At 56.0% G+C, this 24,452-nt stretch carries 23 protein-coding genes; 15 read left to right on the top strand and 8 right to left on the bottom strand.

The window, feature by feature from the left end; all coding sequences use genetic code 11:
* Positions 1-120: 120 nt before the first annotated feature.
* Complete coding sequence (locus tag EAW52_RS03950; RefSeq protein ID WP_122041488.1) at positions 121-810, bottom strand: phosphoglycolate phosphatase; 690 nt, start codon at positions 808-810, stop codon at positions 121-123.
* Complete coding sequence (rpe, locus tag EAW52_RS03945) at positions 807-1,484, bottom strand: ribulose-phosphate 3-epimerase (protein ID WP_122041487.1); 678 nt, start codon at positions 1,482-1,484, stop codon at positions 807-809. The genes EAW52_RS03950 and rpe overlap by 4 nt, the downstream gene beginning before the upstream one ends.
* A 261-nt stretch (positions 1,485-1,745) precedes the next feature.
* Between rpe and EAW52_RS03940 the strand changes: the two genes are divergently transcribed.
* Entirely contained in the window at positions 1,746-2,777 is a 1,032-nt protein-coding gene (locus EAW52_RS03940; protein WP_122041486.1) for an alpha/beta hydrolase family protein, read from the top strand.
* Here EAW52_RS03940 and EAW52_RS03935 read toward each other — a convergent pair.
* Genes EAW52_RS03935 through EAW52_RS03925 form a run of 3 tightly spaced genes read right to left on the bottom strand, consistent with a single transcriptional unit; the run spans position 2,774 to position 5,207 of the window.
* Positions 2,774-3,523, bottom strand: a complete 750-nt coding sequence (locus EAW52_RS03935; RefSeq protein ID WP_122041485.1) for a DnaJ domain-containing protein — start codon at positions 3,521-3,523, stop codon at positions 2,774-2,776. The two genes, EAW52_RS03940 and EAW52_RS03935, sit on opposite strands and share 4 nt — an antisense overlap.
* A complete protein-coding gene (gene murU / locus EAW52_RS03930) occupies positions 3,523-4,194 on the bottom strand; it encodes an N-acetylmuramate alpha-1-phosphate uridylyltransferase MurU (RefSeq protein WP_122041484.1) in 672 nt (223 codons plus the stop codon). Before murU ends, EAW52_RS03935 begins: the two co-directional genes overlap by 1 nt.
* Positions 4,191-5,207: an aminoglycoside phosphotransferase family protein gene (locus EAW52_RS03925; protein ID WP_122041483.1), complete on the bottom strand. Its 1,017-nt coding sequence runs from the start codon at positions 5,205-5,207 to the stop codon at positions 4,191-4,193. The genes murU and EAW52_RS03925 overlap by 4 nt, the downstream gene beginning before the upstream one ends.
* A gap of 125 nt (positions 5,208-5,332) precedes the next feature.
* On the opposite strand from EAW52_RS03925, the gene EAW52_RS03920 reads away from it, so the two are divergent.
* The 11 genes from EAW52_RS03920 (at position 5,333) to EAW52_RS03870 (ending at position 19,190) form a co-directional block, all read left to right on the top strand.
* Complete coding sequence (locus tag EAW52_RS03920; RefSeq protein WP_122041482.1) at positions 5,333-8,146, top strand: LPS-assembly protein LptD; 2,814 nt, start codon at positions 5,333-5,335, stop codon at positions 8,144-8,146.
* Positions 8,127-9,422, top strand: a complete 1,296-nt coding sequence (locus tag EAW52_RS03915; protein ID WP_026004190.1) for a peptidylprolyl isomerase — start codon at positions 8,127-8,129, stop codon at positions 9,420-9,422. Before EAW52_RS03920 ends, EAW52_RS03915 begins: the two co-directional genes overlap by 20 nt.
* Complete coding sequence (gene pdxA / locus EAW52_RS03910; RefSeq protein ID WP_122044713.1) at positions 9,422-10,417, top strand: 4-hydroxythreonine-4-phosphate dehydrogenase PdxA; 996 nt, start codon at positions 9,422-9,424, stop codon at positions 10,415-10,417. The genes EAW52_RS03915 and pdxA overlap by 1 nt, the downstream gene beginning before the upstream one ends.
* The gene (rsmA, locus tag EAW52_RS03905; RefSeq protein WP_074826840.1) at positions 10,410-11,213 is read left to right on the top strand and encodes a 16S rRNA (adenine(1518)-N(6)/adenine(1519)-N(6))-dimethyltransferase RsmA; all 804 of its coding nucleotides are present in this window, start codon (positions 10,410-10,412) and stop codon (positions 11,211-11,213) included. The genes pdxA and rsmA overlap by 8 nt, the downstream gene beginning before the upstream one ends.
* A gap of 40 nt (positions 11,214-11,253) precedes the next feature.
* A complete protein-coding gene (gene apaG / locus EAW52_RS03900; RefSeq protein ID WP_010795978.1) occupies positions 11,254-11,634 on the top strand; it encodes a Co2+/Mg2+ efflux protein ApaG in 381 nt (126 codons plus the stop codon).
* Positions 11,634-12,455, top strand: coding sequence for a symmetrical bis(5'-nucleosyl)-tetraphosphatase (locus EAW52_RS03895; RefSeq protein WP_122041481.1), 822 nt, complete (start codon positions 11,634-11,636; stop codon positions 12,453-12,455). Before apaG ends, EAW52_RS03895 begins: the two co-directional genes overlap by 1 nt.
* 2 nt (positions 12,456-12,457) lie before the next feature.
* Positions 12,458-12,784, top strand: coding sequence for a thiosulfate sulfurtransferase GlpE (gene glpE / locus EAW52_RS03890; RefSeq protein ID WP_010795980.1), 327 nt, complete (start codon positions 12,458-12,460; stop codon positions 12,782-12,784).
* Positions 12,785-13,043: 259 nt separating this feature from the next.
* Positions 13,044-14,966, top strand: coding sequence for a PrkA family serine protein kinase (locus EAW52_RS03885; protein ID WP_122041480.1), 1,923 nt, complete (start codon positions 13,044-13,046; stop codon positions 14,964-14,966).
* A 138-nt stretch (positions 14,967-15,104) separates the two neighbouring features.
* Positions 15,105-16,379: a YeaH/YhbH family protein gene (locus EAW52_RS03880; RefSeq protein WP_122041479.1), complete on the top strand. Its 1,275-nt coding sequence runs from the start codon at positions 15,105-15,107 to the stop codon at positions 16,377-16,379.
* The gene (locus tag EAW52_RS03875; RefSeq protein ID WP_122041478.1) at positions 16,376-17,923 is read left to right on the top strand and encodes a SpoVR family protein; all 1,548 of its coding nucleotides are present in this window, start codon (positions 16,376-16,378) and stop codon (positions 17,921-17,923) included. Before EAW52_RS03880 ends, EAW52_RS03875 begins: the two co-directional genes overlap by 4 nt.
* Positions 17,924-18,014: 91 nt before the next feature.
* Positions 18,015-19,190, top strand: coding sequence for a multifunctional CCA addition/repair protein (locus tag EAW52_RS03870; protein WP_122041477.1), 1,176 nt, complete (start codon positions 18,015-18,017; stop codon positions 19,188-19,190).
* Here the strand turns inward: EAW52_RS03870 and folK are convergent.
* Positions 19,169-19,705, bottom strand: a complete 537-nt coding sequence (gene folK / locus EAW52_RS03865) for a 2-amino-4-hydroxy-6-hydroxymethyldihydropteridine diphosphokinase (protein WP_122041476.1) — start codon at positions 19,703-19,705, stop codon at positions 19,169-19,171. The genes EAW52_RS03870 and folK overlap by 22 nt on opposite strands.
* Positions 19,696-20,049, bottom strand: coding sequence for a dihydroneopterin aldolase (folB, locus tag EAW52_RS03860; protein WP_019367536.1), 354 nt, complete (start codon positions 20,047-20,049; stop codon positions 19,696-19,698). The genes folK and folB overlap by 10 nt, the downstream gene beginning before the upstream one ends.
* Positions 20,050-20,161: 112 nt before the next feature.
* Between folB and plsY the strand changes: the two genes are divergently transcribed.
* Positions 20,162-20,731 (top strand): glycerol-3-phosphate 1-O-acyltransferase PlsY, encoded by a 570-nt coding sequence (gene plsY / locus EAW52_RS03855; RefSeq protein WP_010795987.1) that lies wholly within the window; start codon positions 20,162-20,164, stop codon positions 20,729-20,731.
* Between the two features lie 55 nt (positions 20,732-20,786).
* Here the strand turns inward: plsY and tsaD are convergent, their stop codons facing one another.
* Positions 20,787-21,812 carry a tRNA (adenosine(37)-N6)-threonylcarbamoyltransferase complex transferase subunit TsaD gene (gene tsaD, locus EAW52_RS03850; RefSeq protein WP_026004189.1) on the bottom strand — a complete coding sequence of 342 codons (1,026 nt, stop codon included), beginning with the start codon at positions 21,810-21,812 and terminating at the stop codon, positions 20,787-20,789.
* Between the two features lie 203 nt (positions 21,813-22,015).
* Between tsaD and rpsU the strand changes: the two genes are divergently transcribed.
* Both rpsU and dnaG read left to right on the top strand, forming a co-directional pair.
* Entirely contained in the window at positions 22,016-22,231 is a 216-nt protein-coding gene (rpsU, locus tag EAW52_RS03845) for a 30S ribosomal protein S21 (protein WP_010795989.1), read from the top strand.
* A 248-nt stretch (positions 22,232-22,479) separates the two neighbouring features.
* Positions 22,480-24,414 (top strand): DNA primase, encoded by a 1,935-nt coding sequence (gene dnaG, locus EAW52_RS03840; protein ID WP_122041475.1) that lies wholly within the window; start codon positions 22,480-22,482, stop codon positions 24,412-24,414.
* Positions 24,415-24,452 lie beyond the last annotated feature (38 nt).

The following is a 24,452-nucleotide window of genomic DNA, read 5'->3' as shown; positions in this document are numbered from 1 at the left end:
CAGTTTGCAGGTGACCACCACGATTCGATCTCTTCACCGGGTAGATAGGAATACGGCCACACTAGCTCAGGCAACTCGCTGAATCAACCTCTTTGCCATAGCGAGTGTGGCATTTTATCGCTAAGCCAGTAACTGCCTAAGGTCGTCCAGTAGCCAGTCAGGTGACTCATCGGCTATGGGCTGACCATGATTGTAGCCATAGGTCATCGCGACGCAGCGCACTCCGGCAGCCCGTGCGGCGCGGATATCGTTACGTGAGTCGCCAATGAACAGGGCGTCGTCAGGCTTAGCACCCGCCTTGCCCATGACATAGAGAAGCCCGGCAGGATCAGGCTTTTGTTGAGGTAACGTATCCCCTCCTACGATCCAGGAGAAAAAACCGCCCAGCTGCATGTCATCCAGAAGTGGGGCAACAAAGCGCTCCGGCTTGTTGGTAATGACGGCCATCGCAATCCCTTTGGCCTTGAGCGTCGCCAGCGCTTCCTGAACGCCGGGGTACACGACCGTGAGCTCGTGGCTGCCCCCATAAAGAGACATGAAAAGGCTCAGTGCCTCATCTGCCTCAGCCTCCGTGATGTGGCTGTGCTCCATCTGATCCGCCAAGGCACGACGAACCAGCACACGGGCTCCATTGCCAATCCACAGCCTGACCTTATCCAGCCCTGCAGGGGGTCGACCTAGCGTTTCAAGCATGGCATCAACCGCTGCGGCCAGATCTGGGGCTGAATCGAGAAGCGTGCCGTCCAGATCAAACATGATCAGCCGTGGCTGCTTTCCATCAAACAAGGTTTCCAGCACGCCTTGACTCATACCGCACGTGCCTTGGCCAGCTCATTACGCATGGTCTTGATGACCTCTGCATAATCCGGCGCATTAAAGATGGCGGAGCCCGCAACAAACGTATCGGCACCGGCACGTGCGATTTCACCGATGTTGGAAACGTTGACGCCGCCATCGATTTCCAGGCGAATCGGCAGGCCGGAGGCATCGATCAGCTCACGTGCCTCGCGCAGTTTGTCGAGTGTTTTCGGAATGAACTTCTGGCCACCAAAGCCCGGGTTCACACTCATCAGCAACACCATGTCGATCTTGTCCATGACATATTTCAGGCAGTCCAGAGACGTCGCCGGGTTAAAGACCAGCCCTGCTTTACAACCACCTGCCTTAATGAGCTGCAGTGAGCGGTCGATATGCTCTGAAGCCTCCGGGTGAAAGGTGATGAACGAGGCGCCCGCCTCGATGAAATCACCGATAATACGATCCACTGGCTTGACCATCAGATGCACATCGATAGGCGCCGTCACGCCATACTTGCGTAGCGCCGAACAGACCATGGGGCCAATCGTGAGATTGGGCACATAGTGGTTGTCCATAACATCGAAATGGACGATATCGGCGCCCGCTGCGAGCACCTTGTCTACATCTTCACCCAGACGGGCAAAGTCAGCGGAGAGGATCGACGGAGCGATAGCATAAGGTTGCATGGAAAAGCCTCAAGGCAAGTCAGCGGAAAGCGGCATTGTACCCAATGCAGCGGCTGGGCATTCATGCCTTAGAGAGCTGACAACCGGCATTTCTCCCCGCTGCTGTCTTGCACAGCACATCTTGCAGGGCACACTTGCCGCTTGTGGCGGTCAGTGCAAGTAGATGCCTCTTATTTGCGTGCCGCGGTAGACATTGCCCATGACAGCATGACCAAAGGTGATTAGTCTTCCGCCCATTCTGGACAGGACGAAGTGCACTTCATGTTTAGCCGACCCGGTGTGTTCAACAAGACCCTGCTGCTGATTGCTCTTGGCATGGCCAACAATGCCTCTGCCGAAGAAGCTACTACCCCGCCAGCCCCTGCTGCCGAACGAGCAGCTCCGATTGGACGCAGTCAGGATACTGCGCAGGCGCTGGAGCGTACGCTCCCCAAAAGCGAGCAGCAGACCCTGACGGCGGGCAACGAGCAATTCCTGGCGTTATGGAAGCCTGCCAATACTGCCCAGCCTCAGGGAACGATCGTCCTGATACCGGGTGATGGCGAGTCCGCTGACTGGCCCAACACCATCAGCCCACTCAGGCAAAAATTGCCCGACGAAGGTTGGCAGACACTTAGTCTGACCCTGCCCGACCCGCAAAACCAGGCTCCACTGCCGCGTAACGCCAATGGGGCGACTTCTGCTCCTGCCGATGCCGATGCATCCACTGCAGAGGGTGCGTCCCCCACACCCGTAGAAGGTGTGACCGGCACCGCACCAACACCTGAAACCCAGGCTGAAATGGGCAGTGGCGAACCCGCACAGGCAGGCAAGGCACCCTCGGATGCCAAAGCATTGCAGGATGCCTATGCGGAGGGCGTCATGGCTAGACTGGCGGCCGGAATCGACTTTGCGCTACAGCGAGGCTCCAAGCAGGTGATTCTGCTCGGTCACGGTACCGGAGCCTATTGGGCAGCTCGCTACCTCGCTGAACGAGAGCCCAGCGAGCTTCATCACTTGATTATCATTGATGGCAAGGCACCGGTTAATTCGGGCTCAAATCTGGATGCGATCGTGCCCAAGCTCAAGGTAGCAACAGGCGACTTCTATCATAACCAGTCTTCGATCGCTCAAGCCTCAGCCCAGCAGCGCCGCCAGGCTGCCAAGCGGGAACAGGCCAGCGATTACACCCAGGTTGCCCTAAAGACGATTCCCGGCGACCCCTCCGATGAGCAGGAACAGTTGTATCGTCGTGTGCGAGGCTGGCTTAGCACACACATAGCGGCAGGCGGTGGAGAGCAGCCTGCGCCCTAACGAAAGCCATGCCGTTCTTTGATAAGCCGATAGGCTGCGTGCAAGGCAGCGGTTTTTTCCGCTGCCTCCTGAACTACATATTTATTGGCGCCGGCACCTTGAACCTTGTCGGGATGATGCCTGCTGAGCAATCGCCGATAGGCTTGCTTGATACTTTTGCTATCGCTGCTCTCGCTTACCCCTAGCAGCGCCAAGGCCTCTTTATAGCCATTGTTTGCCCGCGGCTTCTTCGCTGACCGCAGGGGCTGCAGTTCATCTACTCGCGTTTGTGAGAGCCCGGCCCACAATCCCCATTGCCGGATCAGGTCCCGCTCACCAGGCCGGACGCTGCCGTTCACCCATACCATTCGCCAACAGGCACGAATGATAATTTCAGCCTGACTTTCCGCTGCAGCCAGCCGGGTACGAGCCGAGCGAACTGCCGTTTTACCCTGATTGAACGCAGCGATTGCACGGCGGCGGCCCTCAACGTCCAAACCCAATCGCTTAATTTCACCCTCAGCCTGGCGAATATGTGCCGTCGACACTTGCCCCCCTGCCTTGGCCAGATGGCCGAGCAGCTCAAACAAGAGCTGATGCTCAAAACCAACCTGCCCCAGCCGCAGGCGCAGCGCAGACCAGGAGGTGAGTCCCAGCTTACGCTCGGCCGCATGCCCTAACATTGCACCCAGCAATGCCCCAGAAAGATCGGCTGCCGCCCAGCCGGTAAGCGCCCCGGACAGCGTTAAAGGCCATGGCCAGAACACTAGGCGCTCGCCTCGATCAGTTGCTCGACTTCTGCCAGCCGCTCATGGGTTCCTACATCGACCCAACGACCGGTATGCAGCGTCCCGCTGACGCGCCCTTCTGCAATGGCTGCGCGCAGTACAGGCGCCAACTTGAAGGCGCCTGCCTCGCAGGTGCGAAATAGATCGGGATGCAGTATTGCAATACCGCTGTAGGTAAACCTGTCGCAAGCCTCGCCAGCTTCAACCACGCGTCCATTACTCAAAAAGAAATCCCCTTCAGGGTGGTGAAGAGGGTTATCGACCAAAATCAGATGCGCTAAATCGCCGGCGGTCAGCTGTAACGGCCGATAGTCGTAATCCGTCCAGATATCGCCATTAGCCACCAAGAAAGGCTCTTTGCCTAACAGCGGAAGCGCCTTGAAGATGCCGCCGCCGGTTTCCAGCGGCTCACCTTCAGACGAATACACGATGCTGACGCCTAACCGCGAGCCATCTTGCAGGTAGTCTTCTATCTGCTGCCCCAGCCACGCATGGTTGATGACGAAATCGTTGAAGCCAGCCGTTTTCAAAGCCCGAATCTGATATTCGATCAACGGCACTCCGCATGCTTTAACCAAAGGCTTCGGGGTATGCAAGGTAAGCGGGCGAAGCCGCTCCCCACGCCCTGCTGCAAGAATCATAGCTTTCATATGGTAGAGGCCTCCCGAAGCTCGGCGAGCAAAGCCTTCAAAGGCGCGAGTTCAGGGCGCCGCGCGATAACCGCCTCTATATAGGCGAAGAAACGCGGCACGTCAGCCAAATACTTGGGCTTGCCGTCTCGATGGCAAATGCGCGCAAAGATCCCGATGACCTTGAGGTGTCGTTGTACGCCCATCAGGTCGCTGGCTCGGTAAAAATCTTCAAAATCCTCGCCAACCGGCAAGCCTTGCTGCCGGGCACGGGTCCAGTAAGTTTCGAGCCACCCTCTGACTCGCTCCTCCGGCCAGCTCAGGAAGGCATCCTTGAAAAGGCAGGTCACGTCATAGGTAATCGGGCCGTATACCGCATCCTGAAAATCCAGGACACCCGGATTTGGCATACTGACCATCAAGTTGCGCGGCATGTAATCGCGATGTACCAAGACGCGCGGCTGCGCCAGTGCGCTGTCAATCAGCAGCTCACAGACCGACTCCCACGCGTCCTGTTGCGCCGCATCGAAGCGATGATCAAGAACGTAGCGGACATACCAGTCAGGAAATAGCTGTAGCTCACGTGCCAACAGGGCGTGGTTGTACTCCGGCAGACGACCTTCCGTCGGAAGAACCTGATAGGTCAATAACGCATTCAAAGCGTCATTAAAAAGCGCGTCGGCATTATCGGATGTCAGGACGTCAAGGTATGTTTGCCGCCCTAGATCATCCAGCAGTAAAAAGCCCTGTCCTATATCCTGAGCCAGGATTTCCGGCACATGCACACCGGCCTTGGCCAGTAGCGCGGCCACATTCACAAACGGCCGGCAGTCTTCCTTTGGAGGTGGTGCATCCATAACGATCAGGGTACGGCCGTCACATTCCCAGCGAAAATAACGACGAAAACTTGCATCGCTACTGGCGGGGGTCAGCTCGCCTTCTCCAGGCGCTCCCCAGCCTTTTTTATTGAACAATTCAGGCAGACACGCGTCCAGCCACTGACAGAGTTGGGTAAAGCGAACATCTTCAGACATTTATAACGGTTTCCCTCGGCCCTAGCCGTTGCGCAGGTCATGCTTTATTATCCGATATCTTTTTGAGCCCATCGAGAGGCCTGCGGTCCGTTTCCGGGCCGATGGCGCGCAGGATAACTTTAAGGATGGCCGTGAAATCCCCCGCGTTTCGCAGAAAGTTTCCCTTGCTGGTTACTGGCAGTCTGCTGGCTTTTCAGCCGCTGACCTCCGTTCTTGCTGCTCCGGCAGCCCAGCAGTTCAACTGCGCTCCTTCCGCCACAGGCGGCTGGGCGTGTAATACTACCGAGGCCACGAGTAATGTGCCTCCCCGCCCAGCTCATACGGAGTCGGCTGTCAGTGCAGGCGATGGCCCGCAGAACGCAGCCGCCCGCGAGCCGGAGAAGACGCTGGTCACCGAGAGTGAAGGCCGAGGCCTTGCGTCCCGAAGCGCGGACTATAGCCATCTGGATTGGGTGCCGCGTGAAAAGCTGACCCCTGCGCAGCTGGCGGAAACAGGCCCCTACTGCTCGGGCGCCTATGTCGAGCCACAGCGCCCCGGCATGAATGACAAAACGCCGATGAGCGAATCGCCGACGTACGTCACCGCCAAGGTGTCTCGCTATCAGGAAGAGACTCAGACCGCCACCCTCGCAGGTGATGTAATCCTGCGGCAAGGTCACATGCAGGTCGAGGCGAATGAGGCCAACCTGCATCGAACTGAAAACCGGGGCGAGCTGAACGGTAACGTCAAGTTCCGTGACAACGGCATGCTCGTGGTGGGCGACAATGCTCAAGTGCAACTCGACAACGGCGCCGTCCAGGTGGATAACGCCGAATACGTTGTGCACCAGAGCCGCATTCGGGGCAGCGCGCTGTATGTCAAGCGCGGCGAGGACGCCATTATCCGTCTAAAAGACGGTACCTATACGACATGCGAGCCGGGCAGCAACTCATGGACCGTCAAGGGCAATAACGTTACGTTGAACCCGGCGACCGGCCTGGGCTATGCCACCAACGCGACCCTGCGTGTCAAGGACTTCCCAGTCCTCTATACACCATTCATTTATTTCCCAATCGACAATCGTCGTCAGTCAGGCTTCCTGCCGCCGACCATTGCCTCGTCGAGCGATAACGGTCTGACCGTCGTAACGCCCTACTACTTCAACCTGGCGCCCAATTACGACGCAACTCTGTACCCACGCTACATGACCAAGCGCGGCCTGATGATGGAAGGTGAGCTCCGTTATCTGACACGCAGCAGCGAAGGTCAGATCAGCGCGGCGTATCTGAACGATCAGGAAAATGATCATGAAGGCATGCCGGAAGCAACGGACAGGCGCTGGCTGTACGGTTGGAAAAACCGCACAGGCCTGGACTCCCGCTGGCTGGCAGAAGTCGACTACACCAAGATCAGCGATCCGTATTACTTCCAGGATCTGGATACCGATCTAGGCATCAGCAAACCCACCTACGTCAACCAGCAGGGCCAACTGACGTACCGTGGTGATACCTATACGGCGCGCTTGAACGCACAGGCTTACCAGCTCGCTACGGTATCCGACGTGACACCATATAACCGCCTGCCACAACTCACATTGGATGGGCGCCTGCCTTACAACCCAGGCGGTCTGCAGTTTACCTATGGCACCGAATTTGTTCGGTTCCAGCGCAGCTTGGATGACCAGATCTACTTCGACCTGGACGACAACGGTAATGAAATTAATCGTCGTCCTCGCCCTGATGCAAACCTGTTTGGTTTGACGCGAGCCGAAGGCAATCGTATCCATGCTGAGCCTGGTATTTCCCTGCCAATGAATGCCAGCTGGGGTTATTTAACTCCGTCTGTTCGGTATGCTTACACCCGTTACGACTTGGACCTTGACGCCCAAGGCAAAAGCGATTTGAGCTCTCCATTATCAGCTGGTCGCCGACAATTTTCTGGCTCCAGCCTACAAAGCTTTAATGACAGCCCAAGCCGCTCCGTCCCGATCATCAGCATCGATAGTGGTCTTTATTTTGATCGTGAGTCCAATCTGTTCGGTGAGGGTGGCAAGCAAACCTTGGAGCCTCGTGCCAAATACTTGTACGTTCCGTACAAGGATCAGGACGACATTCCAGTATTTGATACCAGCGAGTACACCTTCAGCTATGATTACCTGTGGCGTGACAATCGCTTTACCGGTAAGGACCGGATTGGCGATGCCAATCAGTTAGCACTGGGCGCAACATCTCGATTCATCGAGCCAAGTGGATTCGAACGAGCCAATGTCAGCTTTGGTCAGCTATTCTACTTCCGCGACCGCCGCGTACAGCTGCCAGGTTTGACGGAAGATGATATTGCCTACGCCCGCAGCCTTGGTCAGGACGTCGACAATCCTCAGGCTGACTCCTGGCGCTCGCCTTATGCGTTGGCCGGTATGTACCGCTTTAATCGTGATTGGCGCGTCAATGGTGAATTCAATTGGGATCCGACCATTAACCACACGGACTCTGGCAGCGTAATGTTCCATTACCAGCCAGAAAGCGATCCCCGGAAGATCGTCAACGCAGGCTATCGCTACAGAAGCAATACACGCGTCTATGATCCAAACCTGGGCCGTTTCGCTTATAACAGCAGCGACTACAAAATCGACCAGCATGACTTTTCAGTTATCTGGCCGATCGTTCCGCAGTGGTCCGCCATTGCCCGCTGGCAGTTCGACTACAACAAGAGCCGTACGCTTGAGGCCTTTGGCGGCTTCGAATATGACAGCTGCTGCTGGAAGCTTCGTCTGATCAACCGTTACTGGGTCGATACGGATGACGATGCCTTCTACAGCTCACAAACGTCCAAGTCTGACCGCGGCGTCTTCCTGCAGATCGTCCTGAAAGGGCTCGGCAACGTCTTTGGTGGTAAGACCGAAGGCTTCCTGGATAAAGGCATTCAAGGCTATCGTGAACGTGAAGACCAAGCTATGTAACGCCATGCGCCCACTTGCTCTAGGTGTGGCGCTGACTATCAGCTCAATGGCCCATGCTGCCGTGGTACCGCTGGACCGAGTGGTTGCCATTGTAGACAACGATGTGGTGATGGAGAGTCAGCTCAGGCAGCGTCTGACCGAGGTGAAGCAGAACATTGCCAAGCGGGGCGGCGAAGTACCGCCCGACAGTGCTGTAGAAAATCAGGTACTGGAGCGGCTGATTCTGGAAGACATACAGCTGCAGATCGCTGAGCGTAGCGGCATTCGTATCTCGGAAGACGAGCTAAACCAGGCGGTTGCCACAATCGCTCAGCGCAACGGACTGAGCGTGGCTCAGTTTCGTCAGGCGCTGGCTCAGGATGGCCTGACCTATGACGATGTGCGCGACCAGGTACGTCGTGAGTTAACTATCAGTCGCGTACGGCAGCGTCAGGTAGCCCAGCGCATTCAAATCAGTCAGCAGGAAGTGCAGAACTTCCTGAACTCCGACCTGGGCCGCATTCAGCTATCAGAAGAATACCGCTTGGCCAATATTCTGATTCCTGTAGCGGATAGCGCTTCTTCCAGTGAAATCCAGGCTGCTGGCCAAAAGGCCATGCAGATCTATAACAAGGCTCGTCAGGGTGCTGACTTTGGCGAACTTGCCATTGCCAACTCGGCTGGCGATAACGCCTTGGATGGCGGTGAGATAGGCTGGCGGAAAGCCGCCCAGCTTCCACCTCCCTTCGATCAGATGATCAGCTCGATGAAGCCAGGTGACGTCACTGAGCCTGCTCGTGTCCCGGGCGGTATTATCATCCTCAAGGTTGAGGAGAAGCGTGGCGGCGAAAGCTCGGTGGTTGACGAAGTTCATGTTCGCCATATCCTGCTAAAGCCAAACGAAATTCGCAGCGACGAGGAGACACGTCGTCTAGCGGAACGCCTGCGTGAGCGCATCGAAGGTGGTGAAGACTTTGCCGAACTGGCCAAGAGCTTTTCGGAAGATCCCGGTTCGGCACTTAACGGTGGCGACCTGAACTGGATCAACCCGGAGTCTCTGGTACCTGAGTTCCGCGAGGTCATGAACAGCACCTCTGCTGGCCAGCTGTCTCAGCCTTTCCGTACGCAATATGGCTGGCACATTTTGGAAGTCCTGGGTCGTCGTGCTACGGACAACAGCGAGCAGGTTCGTCAACAGCAAGCCCTCAACCTTCTGCGTAACCGCAAATACGATCAGGAGCTGCAGCTGTGGCTGCGCCAGATCCGCGACGAGGCTTACGTGGAAATCAAAAAGTGATAGGGCCAAAGCGCTTTGCTTTGACGCCCGGGGAGCCAGCAGGCATCGGTCCGGACCTTTGCCTGCTGCTTGCTCAGCATCCTCAGCCCTACCCTCTTATTGCTATTGCCAGCCAGTCTCTACTTGCCGAGCGAGCCCAGCAGCTCGGCCTCTCAATTTCCCTTATCAGCGTTACGCCATCTGACTGGCCTGTAGAGCCCACTAACGCCGGGGCGCTTTATGTATGGGACACACCACTAGGCGCACCCGTGGTGGCTGGCCAATTGAGCCCTGCCAATGGTCACTATGTTCTGGAAACCCTGACTCGGGCCGCGCAGGGCTGCCTCAATGGCCACTTTGCCGGCATGATTACCGCACCGGTTCACAAGGGCGTGATCAATGAAGCAGGCGTTGCGTTCTCCGGACATACCGAATTTCTTGCCGACCTGACCCATACTCCGCAGGTTGTCATGATGTTGGCAACAAGGGGCCTGCGCGTGGCTCTTGTCACTACGCACTTGCCCTTACGTGAAGTGGCGGACGCCATCACTGGCGAGCGTGTCCAGCGTGTAGCGCGGATACTTCAGGCTGACCTGCAAGAGAAATTTGGTATTCCGAAGCCGCGAATTCTGGTCTGTGGCCTCAATCCCCACGCCGGCGAAGGCGGACACCTGGGCCGGGAAGAGATCGAGATCATCGAGCCTGCACTTGAGCAGTTGCGTGAAGAAGGCCTTGAACTGATAGGCCCTTTGCCAGCTGATACACTATTCACACCCAAATACCTCGATCACTGCGACGCCGTGCTCGCCATGTATCACGACCAGGGCCTGCCTGTGCTCAAGCACAAAGGCTTTGGTGCCGCGGTCAATATTACCTTAGGCCTACCGATCATTCGTACATCGGTCGACCATGGTACCGCCCTAGATCTGGCCGGAACGGGCCAAGTCGATACCGGCAGCCTGAGCGTTGCCCTGGAGACGGCCTATCAAATGGCCGAAACACATATCAATGACTGAGCTTTATCAACACAAGGCGCGCAAGCGTTTTGGACAGAATTTTCTTCATGATGCCGGCGTCATCCACCGCATCCTGCGCGCCATCAATGGAAAGGCAGGTGAACATCTGCTGGAAATCGGCCCTGGCCAAGGGGCGCTCACGGAAGGACTGCTGTCCAGTGGCGCAACGCTGGATGTCATAGAGCTTGACCAGGATCTTATCCCCCTGCTCAAGCTAAAGTTTGGCCTGAACCCTCAGTTCACCCTCCATCAGGGTGATGCCCTCAAGTTCAATTTTGCCGAACTGGTTAGTGGCGAGAAGCTGCGTGTCGTGGGCAACCTGCCCTACAACATTTCCACCCCATTGATCTTCCATCTTTTGGACCATGCAGACGTTATCTCCGACATGCACTTCATGCTGCAGAAGGAAGTCGTCGAGCGGCTGGCAGCAGAGCCAGGCGGCGGCGATTGGGGACGTCTGTCAATCATGGTTCAATACCATTGCCGCGTTGAGCACCTGTTCAATGTAGGCCCTGGTGCATTCAATCCTCCACCCAAGGTGGATTCGGCCATTGTGCGCCTTGTTCCACATACCGAACGTCCGTATACCGCTAAAAATCCAAAGATGCTTGAGCGAGTCGTACGTGAAGCGTTCAATCAGCGTCGCAAGACTCTGCGCAATACACTCAAGAGTCTCATGAACAGTGATGCCATCGAGGCTGCCGGCGTTGAGCCGGGTCTACGCCCCGAGCAACTCGATATCGCAGCCTTTGTCCGCTTGGCCAATGCCTTGGCAGATCAGCCACAGAGCAACTAAGGTCATCTGAATAACCTGAATATTTAAGAGGTCAGCCTCAGTGTCCGACCCACGCTATTCCATTAAAGTGGCTGTTTCCACACGCTACCTGCCGGAGCAGTCTCAGGAGGCGCAGAATCGCTTCGCCTTCGCCTATGACGTCACCATTACCAATGAGGGCAGCCTGCCGGCACAGCTGCATGCACGCCACTGGATCATTACCGATGGCAATGGTCGGACCCAGGAGGTACGCGGTGCTGGCGTGGTAGGCGAACAGCCTGTACTCGCACCAGGAGCGACGCACCAATACAGCAGCGGTACGGTGCTCGAAACCCGCGTAGGCAGTATGCGTGGCAGTTATCAGATGGAGGCCAGTGACGGCCATACCTTCGATGCCGTTATTGCGCCCTTCCGCCTCGCTGTTCCAGGTTCCTTACACTGATGACGCTTTATGCCGTTGGCGACTTGCAAGGTTGCCTTGACCCGCTCAAGTGCCTGCTCGAAGAAGTAGACTTCGATCCTGCGCAGGACCGTCTCTGGCTGGTTGGTGACCTGGTCAACCGTGGCCCGCAATCACTGGAAACGCTGCGTTTCCTGTATGACATGCGGGAATCCATCGTCACCGTACTGGGCAACCATGACCTTCATCTTCTGGCGGTTTCGCTCCATCCCGAACGCATGAAGAAAAGCGATACGCTGCGCAAGATCCTCAAGGCGTCAGACTGCGACGAGCTGCTCTCCTGGCTTCGCCAGCAGCCGCTTCTTCATTACGATGAGCCGCGCGATACGATTCTGGTTCATGCTGGTCTGCCGCCGCAGTGGACGCTGGAAAAGGCACTCTCCCTGGCCAAGGAAGTAGAAGCTGTCCTACGGGATGATGAGCGCTTTCCACAATTCATAGACGGCATGTACGGCAATGAGCCGGCACTCTGGGAAGACAGCCTGGAAGGGGCCACTCGCTGGCGTGTTATTACCAACTACCTGACGCGCATGCGTTTCTGCGCACCGGACGGCACGCTGGAGTTGAAAACCAAGGAAGCCTCCGGCAGTGCGCCTGACGGCTATGCCCCCTGGTTCAGCCATGCTGGTCGTCTGACGCGTCAGCATCGGCTGATCTTTGGCCATTGGGCGGCACTTGAAGGCCGCTGCGATGAGCCGGGCGTGTTTGCGCTGGATACCGGCTGTGTCTGGGGCAACAAAATGACCTTAATGAATGTCGATACCGGCGAGCGCCACAGTTGCGCCTGCCAGGAAGGAGGCTAAAGATGAGCGAGTTTCACTGCATTGATCCTGAACAGGCGCTGGAGCTGCGCCAGCGTGGCGCAACAGTTGTGGATATCCGCGATCCTCATAGCTACGCCACTCTGCATATTGCGGGCTCTCAGCGGATCGATAACCAGACCCTGCCCGACTTCATGGCCCAGGCCGATATGGATCAGCCGCTGGTTGTTGTGTGCTATCACGGTCATTCAAGCCAGAGCGCTGCCGCCTTTTTTTCCCAGCAGGGCTTCAGTGAAGTCTACAGCCTCGATGGCGGCTTCGAAGTCTGGCGAAGCGTATATCCCGACGAGACGGAAAGCGGCTCGTTTTGATTGATCCTTCAAGTGCTTAGCACACGCTTTTGACGATCCCGTTACACATAAGTCTAAAGAGGGGCTTCCACATCTCCATAATCGGACTATTCTTGGATTAGGCCTTCCCATTCAGGGAGCCGGATTTCCGGCGGGCCATCGGTACGACCATTAGGTGTTCGGGGGAATTCCAAACGGTTGCTCCGTCGACTGTTGCTGTTTTCCGTGCACGCGTACGACCGATCCCAGCCGGCTCGAGGGTATCCAGCGAGGAGACGTCATGAGCATTTTCAGTCACTTCCAGGGGCGTTTCGAAGCGACTCGTCAGGAAGAATATTCCCTTCAGGAATATCTTGAGATCTGCAAGAAGGACCGTACTGCCTATGCCAGTGCCGCTGAGCGCATGCTCATGGCTATTGGTGAACCGGAGCTGGTAGATACCGCCAGCGACCCGCGCCTTTCGCGCATCTTTTCCAACAAGGTGATCCGTCGTTACCCTGCTTTTGCAGACTTCCACGGGATGGAAGATTGCATTGAGCAGATCGTTTCGTATTTTCGGCACGCAGCCCAAGGCCTCGAAGAGAAAAAGCAAATTCTTTATCTCCTGGGTCCTGTAGGGGGCGGTAAATCGTCATTGGCGGAAAAGCTCAAGCAGCTGATCGAGCGTATTCCGTTCTATGCCATCAAGGACTCTCCGGTCTTTGAATCTCCGCTGGGCCTATTCAATCCTGATGAAGATGGCCAGATTCTTGAAGAAGACTATGGCATTCCTCGCCACTACCTGCGCAGCATCATGTCGCCTTGGGCAGCCAAGCGATTGCAGGAGTTCGGCGGAGATATCAGCAAGTTCCGCGTTGTAAAGCTGCACCCCTCCATCCTTAACCAGATCGCTATCGCCAAGACCGAGCCAGGCGATGAGAACAATCAGGATATTTCTGCACTTGTCGGCAAGGTCGATATTCGCAAGCTTGAGGAATATCCGCAAAACGATGCAGACGCCTACAGCTACTCAGGCGCTTTATGCCGAGCCAACCAAGGCTTGATGGAATTTGTGGAAATGTTCAAGGCACCTATCAAGGTGCTGCACCCACTCCTGACCGCGACTCAGGAAGGCAACTACAACAGTACCGAGGGTCTGGGTGCCCTGCCCTACAGTGGGATCATCCTGGCGCACTCCAACGAATCAGAATGGCATACCTTCCGTAACAACAAGAATAACGAGGCCTTCATCGACCGTATCTACATCGTCAAGGTCCCGTATTGCCTGCGTGTTTCGGATGAGATGAAGATCTACGACAAGCTCCTCATCAACAGCTCTCTATCCAAAGCTCATTGCGCGCCCGATACGCTCAAAATGCTGGCGCAGTTCTCTGTACTTTCACGCCTGAAAGAGCCTGAGAACTCGAATATCTACTCCAAGATGCGAGTGTACGACGGTGAAAACCTGAAGGACACCGACCCCAAGGCCAAATCGATTCAGGAGTATCGCGACACAGCAGGTGTCGATGAAGGCATGAACGGTTTGTCGACCCGTTTTGCCTTTAAGATTCTTTCACGTGTCTTCAACTTCGATGCCAACGAGATTGCAGCCAACCCTGTTCATTTGCTGTATGTGCTTGAGCAGCAGATCGAGCAGGAGCAGTTTCCGGCAGAAGTCCGCGAGCGCTACATGCGCTTTATCAAGGAATACTTGGCACCTCGTTATGTCGAGTTCATCGGCAAAGAGATTCAAACCGCCTACCTTGAATCGTACAGCGAATACGGACAGAACATTTTTGACCGCTACGTGTTGTACGCCGATTTCTGGATTCAGGATCAGGAATACCGTGACCCGGAAACGGGTGAAATTCTCAATCGCGCGGCGCTGAACGAGGAGCTGGAGAAGATCGAGAAGCCGGCAGGCATCAGCAATCCAAAAGACTTCCGCAACGAGATCGTCAACTTTGTGCTGCGCGCGCGTGCCAATAACAACGGCAAGAATCCCAGCTGGCTCTCTTACGAGAAGCTGCGCACGGTCATCGAGAAGAAGATGTTCTCGAACACCGAGGATCTCCTGCCGGTTATCAGCTTCAACGCCAAGGCAAGCAAGGAGGACCAACAAAAACACAACGACTTTGTGACTCGCATGGTCGAGCGTGGCTATACCGAGAAGCAAGTGCGGTTGCTGTCCGAGTGGTATCTGCGGGTACGGAAATCGCAGTAAAGAACGCAGTCGTATCGTCACAGGCAGAGGCGGCGTGACCGTGCTCTGCCGTGACCTGTCCGGCGGTAGGCAAATCGCAATATGCCAAGCCTATCGTAGGACCGCGGACTGCTCCATTTCCGAGCCCGGAGGGCGTCTATGAGTTATGTCATCGACCGGCGTTTGAATGGCAAGAATAAGAGCACGGTAAACCGTACACGTTTTCTGCGGCGTTACCGCGAGCACATCAAGAAGGCGGTCGAAGAGGCCGTGAGCCGCCGTTCCATTACCGATATGGAGCATGGCGAGCAAATCAGTATTCCTGGCCGCGACATTGATGAGCCCGTGCTGCATCACGGTCGGGGCGGCAAGCAAACGACCGTTCATCCCGGTAACAAGGAGTTTTCTTCAGGAGACCGCATTCCCCGCCCCCAAGGAGGCGGTGGTGGTGGCGCAGGCCAAGGCAAGGCCAGCAACAGTGGCGAAGGTATGGATGACTTCGTGTTCCAGATCACCCAGGACGAATTTCTCGACTTCATGTTCGAGGATCTTGAACTGCCGAATCTGGTGAAAAAACAGCTGACCGGCAGCGACACGTTCAAGACGGTACGTGCTGGTATCAGCAGCGAAGGGAATCCGTCGCGCATCAATATCATCCGGACTTTACGCTCCGCTCATGCCCGGCGAATTGCTCTGTCGGGCGGGAGCCGCAACAAGCTGCGCGAAGTCAAGGCAGAGCTTGCACGCCTGCGTGTCGAGGAGCCGGACAACATCACTGATATCCAGACGCTCGAAGCCGAGATTGTGCGTCTGCGCGCCCGGATCGATAAGGTCCCGTTCCTGGATACCTTTGACCTCAAGTACAACCTGTTGAGCAAACAGCCTACGCCAAGCTCAAAGGCAGTGATGTTCTGTCTGATGGACGTTTCCGGCTCGATGACTCAGGCGACCAAGGACATCGCCAAGCGCTTTTTCATCCTGCTCTATCTGTTTCTCAAGCGTAATTACGAGCGAATCGATGTGGTGTTTATTCGTCACCACACCAGCGCACGTGAAGTGGATGAAGAGGAGTTTTTCTATTCCCGTGAAACGGGCGGCACGATTGTATCCAGTGCATTGAAGCTCATGCAGGAAATCATGGCGGAGCGGTACCCCATCAACGAGTGGAACCTGTATGCCGCGCAGGCCTCGGACGGTGACAACTGGAATGACGACTCGCCTATCTGCAGGGATATCCTAGTCCGCCAGATACTGCCGTTCATGCAGTACTACACCTATGTAGAGATCACGCCACGGGAACATCAGGCCTTGTGGTACGAATACGAACAGGTGCGCGGGGCGTTTCCCGAGTCCTTTTCGCAACAGCAGATCGTATCGGCTGCCGATATTTACCCGGTGTTTCGTGAACTGTTCCAGCGGAGGCTTGTGTCATGAAGCGTCAGCCTATTTCCACCGGCTCGGAATGGACATTTGAGCTTGTACAGACGTATGACCGGGAAATCGGTCGTATCGCTAAGCGCTATGCCCTGGATACCTATCCCAACCAAATTGAAATTATCACAGCCGAGCAGATGATGGACGCTTACGCGTCTGTTGGCATGCCTATCGGCTATAACCATTGGTCTTATGGTAAGCACTTCCTGCATACCGAAAAGCATTATAAGCGCGGGCAGATGGGCCTGGCCTATGAAATCGTGATCAATTCAGATCCTTGCATCGCCTATCTGATGGAGGAAAACACCATCACGATGCAGGCCCTCGTAATTGCCCACGCCTGTTATGGGCATAACAGCTTCTTCAAGGGCAATTACCTGTTCCGGACCTGGACAGACGCCAGCTCCATCATCGATTATTTGGTGTTCGCCAAGCAGTACATCACACAATGCGAAGAACGCCATGGCATTGATGCGGTAGAGGACCTCCTCGACTCCTGCCATGCACTGATGAATTATGGCGTGGATCGCTACAAGCGGCCCTATCCCATTTCCGCTGAAGAGGAGCGCCGTCGGCAAAAAGAGCGTGAAGAACTCCTGCAGCGCCAAGTAAATGACCTCTGGCGCACCATCCCCAAGATGGGCGACAAGGATAAACACGAAGAGGATGCGCGTTTCCCCTCCGAGCCTCAGGAAAATATTCTCTATTTCCTTGAGAAACATGCCCCGTTGCTAGAGCCCTGGCAGCGTGAAGTTATCCGGATCGTGCGCAAGATCGCTCAGTACTTCTATCCGCAGCGGCAAACGCAGGTAATGAATGAAGGCTGGGCAACCTTCTGGCATTACACCTTGCTCAACGATCTCTACGATGAAGGCCTCGTAACCGATGGCTTCATGTTCGAGTTCCTGCAGTCTCACTCAGGCGTGATCTACCAGCCAAGCTTCGACAGCCCCTATTACAGCGGCATCAACCCTTACACCCTGGGCTTTTCCATGTTCCGCGATATTCGCCGGATCTGTGAGAATCCTACCGAAGAAGACAAGCGCTGGTTTCCGGATATCGCAGGCAGCGACTGGCTCTCTACCGTTACGTTCGCGATGAAGAGCTTCAAGGACGAAAGCTTTATTCTTCAATTCTTGTCGCCCAAGGTTATCCGGGATCTCAAGCTGTTCAGCATTCTGGACGATGATCACCGTGATGAGCTGGAAGTCGCGGCAATTCATGATGATCGGGGTTATCGCCTGATTCGTGAGCAGCTGGCAGCCCAGTACAACCTGGGCAATCGTGAGCCTAATATCCAGATCTGGAATATTAACCGTCGCGGTGATCGCTCGCTCACGTTGCGGCATACCCAGCATGATCGCAAACCCCTGGGCGATTCTACCGAGGAGGTACTCAAGCACTTGCATCGCTTATGGGGCTTTGACATTCACCTTGAAACCGCTCAGGGCGATCAGATCGTCAGCACCCAGCACGTTCCGCCCCGGGACGGCCACCGGGACCTTGACTCTCGGCGTACCGACATCGCTATCTCACCCATCTAAATCCAAGGCCTCCTGTGAGGCCTTGTTTCTTTACATCCTTTTTGGCGTTTACCTACTTCATCGTTATCCTGCTGCCTTCAGGAGGTGAAGCATGCAGATATACAAGGTGGGTGGCGCGGTCCGGGATCGATTGCTAGGGCAGCCCGTTACGGAAGTCGATTGGGTTGTTGTCGGAGGTACCGCTGAAGAGCTTACCGCTCAGGGTTTTCGCCCCGTCGGTGCGGACTTTCCCGTCTTCCTTCATCTCAAGACCGGTGAGGAATACGCCCTGGCGCGCACTGAACGTAAAAGCGGTCGTGGCTATGGCGGCTTCACCTTTTTTGCAGACCCGGACGTCACCCTGGAAGACGATCTCATCCGCCGCGATCTGACCATCAACGCAATGGCAGAAGACGAAGCGGGCCACGTGATTGATCCCTATGGCGGCCTGAAGGATCTACATGCACGTCTGCTGCGCCATGTGTCCCCAGCGTTCATGGAAGACCCATTGCGGGTGCTGCGCGTAGCTCGTTTTGCGGCCCGCTATGCTCCGCTTGGGTTCAATGTCGCTCCGGAGACCCTTGAGCTGATGCAGCGCATGGCGGCCAGCGGTGAACTGGACGCCCTGACACCCGAGCGCATGTGGAAAGAAATCTCTCGGGCGCTGATGGAGTCAAGGCCGGATGTTTTCATTCAGACCCTGCATGTCTGTGGTGCGCTGGCTGTACTGATACCCGAGATCGACTCCCTGCTCAAAGCCGATGCCGATCCGTCTACCAGCCATACCTTGCGGGTACTGCGCCAATGCGCCAGTCATAAGCAACCCCTTCCCATACGCTGGTCATGTCTACTCATGCAGGTGAAGGGCGATCAGCACGAGCCAAACCAGGTTACCGACACGATCGAAGCCATCAATAACCGCTTCAAGTTGCCGCGTGACTGTAGTGAGCTGGCGTTATTGGTCAGCCAGTATCACCCGCACGTCCAGCGTGCATCCGAGCTGAGCTCAACAGCGCTCCTGGCGCTATTCCAGTGCTTCGACCTGTTCCGTCGGCCGGCTCGCTTCGAGGAATTCCTTCAAGCCTGTGAAATGGACCACTATGACGCAGCACTCCCCTATGCGCAGGCAAATTACATGCGCTCGGTTGCGCAGGCTGCACGCGCAGTAACAGTACAACCTTTATTGGAGAGAGGATTTAAAGGCGCCGAACTTGGAGAGGCTTTGAAGCAGTCGCGCCTCGAGGCCATCGAGGCGTATTGCCGTGACTACTCAGCTGGAAAGGCCTGACACAACGTGGCTGGCGTCAATGACTGTCCACGCCATGTAAACGGTACCGGCCATAAACGCTGGACCTTGGGCATCGCAGCCCAAAGAGAAGCGTAATCACGGCCATCGACAGGATGCCTGACTGTGGCGGCCAATAACGAGAGCGGCCAAAGCACGAAGGCATTCTTGAGAATTTCTGCCCGCGGCAGAATCAGCCCATCCAGGTTTCCTACGAGATCGCCATAGGTCAGAATGTCGATATCAAGCGGCAAACCTGTACGATCTGCCGCGTATCGGCCATTGTCAGCTTCGATGTGCTTTAAGCGAACACTCAAGTCAGCCAGGGACAATTCTGTCTGGACCTTGACGACCAGGTTGAAGAACGGCTCGCTCTTGATACCCACGGCCTCGCTTTCAAAGACGGGAGAGCATGCCAGCTCTCCGCATAAGGCGGACAAGGCCTCCAATGCCGCCGTCAGATGCTGCTCACGCGCGGTATTACTACCAAGGCCCAGGTATACCGTGGTCAGAGACATCCGCGCTCGATCTCCACACCAACCCCTGCCGCCGTCGGTACGGCACCCGGCTTGGTAATTTTCAGCCGCAACCCGGGCAATTGAAACTCCTGCATCAAGAGACTGGCCAGACGCTCGGCAAACGTCTCGACCAACTGGAAGCTCGACTGCTGGGCGAACGCTGTAATACGTTCTGCCACCGCGGCGTAATTCAACGTCTTGTCCAGTTCATCGCTCTCGGCGGAAGAACGAATGTCCCACGCCATGGTGACATCCAGACGCAAGCACTGACGAATTTCGCGTTCCCAGTCATACACACCAATAACGGTGTCAACTTCCAGTCCCTCGATGAATACCTTGTCCACGACCCTCTCCAGCGCCCATATGCGCATTATTTGAAAAGCCCAGCCACCGTATCGCGGTCAGACGAAGATTCCCATTAGAATCTGAAGGGACTGCCCCTCCGGGAACATCATCATGGTTTGGTTGCTGGCCACTTTTGCCTACCTGCTCGGCTCCGTATCGTTTGCCGTCCTGCTCAGCCGCGCCTTTGGCCTTAACGATCCCAGAACCAGTGGATCAGGCAATCCCGGTGCAACCAACATGTTTCGTCTTGGTGGCAAGCGCCTTGCCATCCTGACATTACTAGGCGACCTGAGCAAAAGCCTCGTCCCTATTCTCCTGGCACGTACCCTGGGCCTGTCAGAGGTCGAGCAGGCCTGGATCGGTCTGGCAGCAGTACTGGGCCATGTCTATCCGCTCTACTTTCAGTTTCGCGGCGGCAAAGGCGTCGCCACAGCGGCCGGTATGTTGCTAGGCCTGTATCCCTGGGCTGCATTGCTGGCGGCTGGCATCTGGGGAATCGTCTTCGCAATGACCCGTATCAGCTCCCTGGCTGCACTGGCCGCCACGTTGCTGTGCCTGCCGCTTATCGCCTGGCAACAACATGCCGCGTTATTGCCTCTGCTCGCGCTGACCATCCTTATCGTGCTTCGCCACCGTGCCAATCTCAAAGCCTTGCTGGCAGGACGAGAACGTCACTTCTAGAGAGCGTGACAGCTTTTGTCCCAAAAGATTTGCCAGACCACGCCCTTGACGTTACTCAGACCGCCGGTAACTGCTCCATTGGCCAACGTGCCTGCACCTGAATGGCGGGGCCATCCTGCTGACCGGCCAGCAGACGCTGGCAACCGGCATACGCAATCATGGCGCCGTTGTCCGTACAGAAACGTGGGCGGGCATAAAAGACATGCCCACGTAGCTCCTTGAGCATGGTCTCCAACGAGGTTCTCAGCGCAGTATTGGCGCTGACACCGCCAGCAATTACCAGAGACTTGAGGCCTGTTTGCTTAAGGGCACGCTTGCACTTGATCGTCAGCGTCTCGACGACCGCACGCTGAAAGGCCAAGGCGATATCGCAACGCGTCTGCTCACTGTTATCCCCTGCCGCCTCGCATTGCTGCCAGGTGTTGAGAGCAAAAGTCTTTAAACCGCTGAAGCTGAAATCCAGACCAGGCCGGTCTGTCATCGGACGCGGAAAGACAAAGCGATCAGGATTGCCATTGAGCGCAAGTCGAGCAATCTCCGGCCCGCCTGGATAACCGAGCCCCAGGAGCTTGGCAGTCTTGTCAAAGGCTTCCCCTGCGGCATCGTCTACCGACTCGCCCAGGAGCTGATAACGGCCGATACCGTCCACCCGTACAAGCTGCGTATGGCCACCAGACACCAACAAGGCGACGAACGGAAACTCCGGTGGCTGCTCCTCCAGCATGGGGGCCAGCAGATGGCCCTCCATATGGTGAACTCCCAACGCCGGAACGCCCCATGCCAGACTCAGCGCCTGGGCAAAGGAGGCGCCTACCAGCAGCGCACCGACCAGGCCCGGACCGGCCGTATAGGCAATGGCATCAACGTCGGCTGGCTTGCTACCAGCCTCAGCCAATACCTGATTAATAAGAGGAAGCATTCGTTTTACATGGTCACGGGAGGCCAATTCAGGCACTACCCCACCATAAACACGATGCAAATCGATTTGACTGAATAGCGCATCGGACAAAAGTCCACGTTCGCTGTCAAAGAGTGCGACACCTGTTTCGTCGCAGGACGTTTCGAGTCCCAGAACACGCATGGGCAGATGGCCTTCGGCCTGACAATGAATGAAGACAGGCATGATAATCCCACCCATTTGCTCAGACCAGTGCTTTCGTCCGGAAGCTTTGCATTTACCCCGGCGAAGCGTTACTATCCGCAACCCTTAAAAACCGACGCTTTATATGGCTAAGGCCTCAAGCGTTGAATCAACCCCCGGTAAACATTGAAGGTACGACCTGGATGCCCGCCGTCAAAGTCAAAGAAAACGAACCCTTCGACGTAGCCCTGCGTCGTTTCAAGCGCTCTTGCGAAAAAGCCGGTGTTCTGGCTGAAGTTCGCAGCCGCGAGTTCTATGAGAAGCCTACTTCCGAGCGTAAGCGCAAGGCAGCTGCTGCTGTTAAGCGTCATGCCAAGAAAGTGCAGCGCGAACAGCGCCGCCGCGAGCGTCTGTACTGATCAGACGCCTGCAAGGCTAACGGCTCCGCCCGACCACTGGTCGGGCTGAACGTCTGTGATCTGCCAATTCCGCACCACCTGTCAAGCATATCCCATGCCTGGCGCATTCCTGTTGAACATCCTTTCGCAACGTGCGTTAGTATGCTCAAGCTCGATAATCGAGTACGTAATTCAAGCAAGCGACCTGCGCATGGAAGCAACTGTTTTTCATCGCGTATGCTAATGGCCCTCCCTGAGCCGAATGCACCATGGCCGGATTGATCCCTCAGAGCTTTATCGACGACCTACTCAACCGCACCGACATTGTCGAAGTGGTAGGGTCACGCATCAAGCTAAAAAAGACCGGCAAGAATTTTAGTGCGCTCTGCCCTTTTCATAACGAAAAGAGTCCCTCGTTTAGCGTAAGCCCGGATAAACAGTTCTATTACTGCTTCGGCTGCGGCGCAGGCGGAAATGCCCTCGGCTTTGTCATGGATCATGACAATCTGGAGTTTCCCGAAGCTGTTGAAGAGCTAGCCAGAAAAGCTGGCCTTGATGTTCCCCGAGAAGAAAGCAGCAGTGGCGGCCCACGCAAGCCGCGACAGATGGTCGACTCCCCGCTGTATGCGCTACTGGCTGATGCAGCCACGTTCTATCGTCAGTCGCTCAAGAGTCATCCCCAGCGTAAAGCCGCAGTGGATTACCTGAAGAAACGCGGCCTGACCGGCGAGATCGCACGCGATTACGGCCTGGGGTTCGCACCGCCTGGCTGGGATAATCTGCTCAAGCATCTGGCAGGTGACGAGCTTCAGCAAAAAGCCATGATCGAGGCTGGTTTACTGATTGAAAATACCGAAAACGGCAAACGCTACGATCGTTTCCGTGATCGGGTCATTTTTCCGATCAAGGACAGCCGTGGGCGCGTTATCGCGTTTGGTGGCCGAGTCCTGGGCGATGAGAAACCCAAGTACCTTAACTCTCCGGAAACGCCTGTTTTCCATAAGGGTCAAGAGCTGTACGGGCTGTTCGAGGCTCGCCGAGCCAACCGCGATCTTGACGAGATCATTGTCGTGGAAGGCTATATGGACGTGATTGCCCTGGCGCAGCAAGGCATACGAAATGCTGTTGCCACCCTGGGTACGTCTACTAGCGAGGAGCACATCAAGCGCTTGTTTCGTCTGGTGCCTCAGATCCTGTTCTGCTTTGATGGCGACAAGGCCGGTCGTAGCGCAGCATGGCGCGCACTGGAATCAGCGCTCCCCACCCTACAGGACGGCCGCAAGATCCGCTTTCTCTTTCTTCCCGAAGGCGAAGATCCAGATTCTCTCGTCAGATCAGAGGGCCCGGACGCGTTTCAGGCACGTTTCGTCCAGCAGGCGCTGCCACTGGCCGAGTATTTCTTTCAGCAACTGGCAGCCGAGGCTGACCCGTCTACTCTGGAGGGAAAGGCGCACCTGGCGACATTGGCCATACCGCTGATTGAAAAGGTCCCGGGAAATAACCTGAAAGCGCTCATGCGCCTGCGCCTGACCGAGCTGACCGGGCTCAACAACGAGTCGCTCAATCAGTTTGCCAGCGCACCAGCCGCGACACCACGGCCTACGGACGAGCCTTACTACGAGCAGGATGCCTATTACGATAGCGGCTATGACTCACCTGCGCCTGCCGCGCCCTATCCGAGCAGTCGCACAGGCAAGCCCTCGTATGGAGGGAAAAATGGGTTCCGCGGCAAGAAGTCGTTCGGCTTCAAAGGTGACCCTGCCATGCGTGCCCCACGCGAGCCGGTAAAGGTTGAACCGCCTACGCTTGCCGCATTACGCAGCCTGGTACACCGCCCTTCGCTGGCCTTGCAGGTTCAGGATGCAAAGAACATTGCCGAAGAAAATGACCAATACGCACAGCTTCTTGTTGCCCTGGTTGATGCCTTGCAGAAGAAGCCCGAACAGAGCACGTTGCAGCTGCTGGCACGCTGGCACGGCACTGAACAAGGCAAACTATTACGTGTTTTAGCCGAAAAAGAGTGGTTGATTTCAGGTGATAACCTTGAACAACAGTTTTTCGACACCATTACTAGGCTTGCAGCAAGCCAGCGTGAACGCAGCCTTGAACAGCTGCTCCGCAAGGCGCGCCAAAGCGAACTCAGCATTGAAGAGAAGGACCGTCTGCGCGAGCTTCTTAGCCGCCCAGCTGTGCCATCAACCTGATTCTGGCAAGAAAGCCGCCTGATCGGCTATAATACTCA

This window comes from Pseudomonas sp. LTJR-52 (genome assembly GCF_003691465.1).
Lineage (GTDB): Bacteria > Pseudomonadota > Gammaproteobacteria > Pseudomonadales > Pseudomonadaceae > Chryseomonas > Chryseomonas luteola.
This window is presented reverse-complemented; position numbering and strand designations above follow the sequence as displayed.

Bases quoted from the DNA above. Each gene is read 5' to 3' on its own strand.
- EAW52_RS03950 (WP_122041488.1), bottom strand. From the start codon at position 810: ATGAGTCAAGGCGTGCTGGAAACCTTGTTTGATGGAAAGCAGCCACGG.
- rpe (WP_122041487.1), bottom strand. From the start codon at position 1,484: ATGCAACCTTATGCTATCGCTCCGTCGATCCTCTCCGCTGACTTTGCC.
- EAW52_RS03940 (WP_122041486.1), top strand. From the start codon at position 1,746: ATGTTTAGCCGACCCGGTGTGTTCAACAAGACCCTGCTGCTGATTGCT.
- murU (WP_122041484.1), bottom strand. From the start codon at position 4,194: ATGAAAGCTATGATTCTTGCAGCAGGGCGTGGGGAGCGGCTTCGCCCG.
- EAW52_RS03925 (WP_122041483.1), bottom strand. From the start codon at position 5,207: ATGTCTGAAGATGTTCGCTTTACCCAACTCTGTCAGTGGCTGGACGCG.
- EAW52_RS03920 (WP_122041482.1), top strand. From the start codon at position 5,333: ATGGCCGTGAAATCCCCCGCGTTTCGCAGAAAGTTTCCCTTGCTGGTT.
- rsmA (WP_074826840.1), top strand. From the start codon at position 10,410: ATGACTGAGCTTTATCAACACAAGGCGCGCAAGCGTTTTGGACAGAAT.
- EAW52_RS03895 (WP_122041481.1), top strand. From the start codon at position 11,634: ATGACGCTTTATGCCGTTGGCGACTTGCAAGGTTGCCTTGACCCGCTC.
- glpE (WP_010795980.1), top strand. From the start codon at position 12,458: ATGAGCGAGTTTCACTGCATTGATCCTGAACAGGCGCTGGAGCTGCGC.
- EAW52_RS03885 (WP_122041480.1), top strand. From the start codon at position 13,044: ATGAGCATTTTCAGTCACTTCCAGGGGCGTTTCGAAGCGACTCGTCAG.
- EAW52_RS03880 (WP_122041479.1), top strand. From the start codon at position 15,105: ATGAGTTATGTCATCGACCGGCGTTTGAATGGCAAGAATAAGAGCACG.
- EAW52_RS03875 (WP_122041478.1), top strand. From the start codon at position 16,376: ATGAAGCGTCAGCCTATTTCCACCGGCTCGGAATGGACATTTGAGCTT.
- EAW52_RS03870 (WP_122041477.1), top strand. From the start codon at position 18,015: ATGCAGATATACAAGGTGGGTGGCGCGGTCCGGGATCGATTGCTAGGG.
- folK (WP_122041476.1), bottom strand. From the start codon at position 19,705: ATGTCTCTGACCACGGTATACCTGGGCCTTGGTAGTAATACCGCGCGT.
- plsY (WP_010795987.1), top strand. From the start codon at position 20,162: ATGGTTTGGTTGCTGGCCACTTTTGCCTACCTGCTCGGCTCCGTATCG.
- tsaD (WP_026004189.1), bottom strand. From the start codon at position 21,812: ATGCGTGTTCTGGGACTCGAAACGTCCTGCGACGAAACAGGTGTCGCA.
- rpsU (WP_010795989.1), top strand. From the start codon at position 22,016: ATGCCCGCCGTCAAAGTCAAAGAAAACGAACCCTTCGACGTAGCCCTG.
- dnaG (WP_122041475.1), top strand. From the start codon at position 22,480: ATGGCCGGATTGATCCCTCAGAGCTTTATCGACGACCTACTCAACCGC.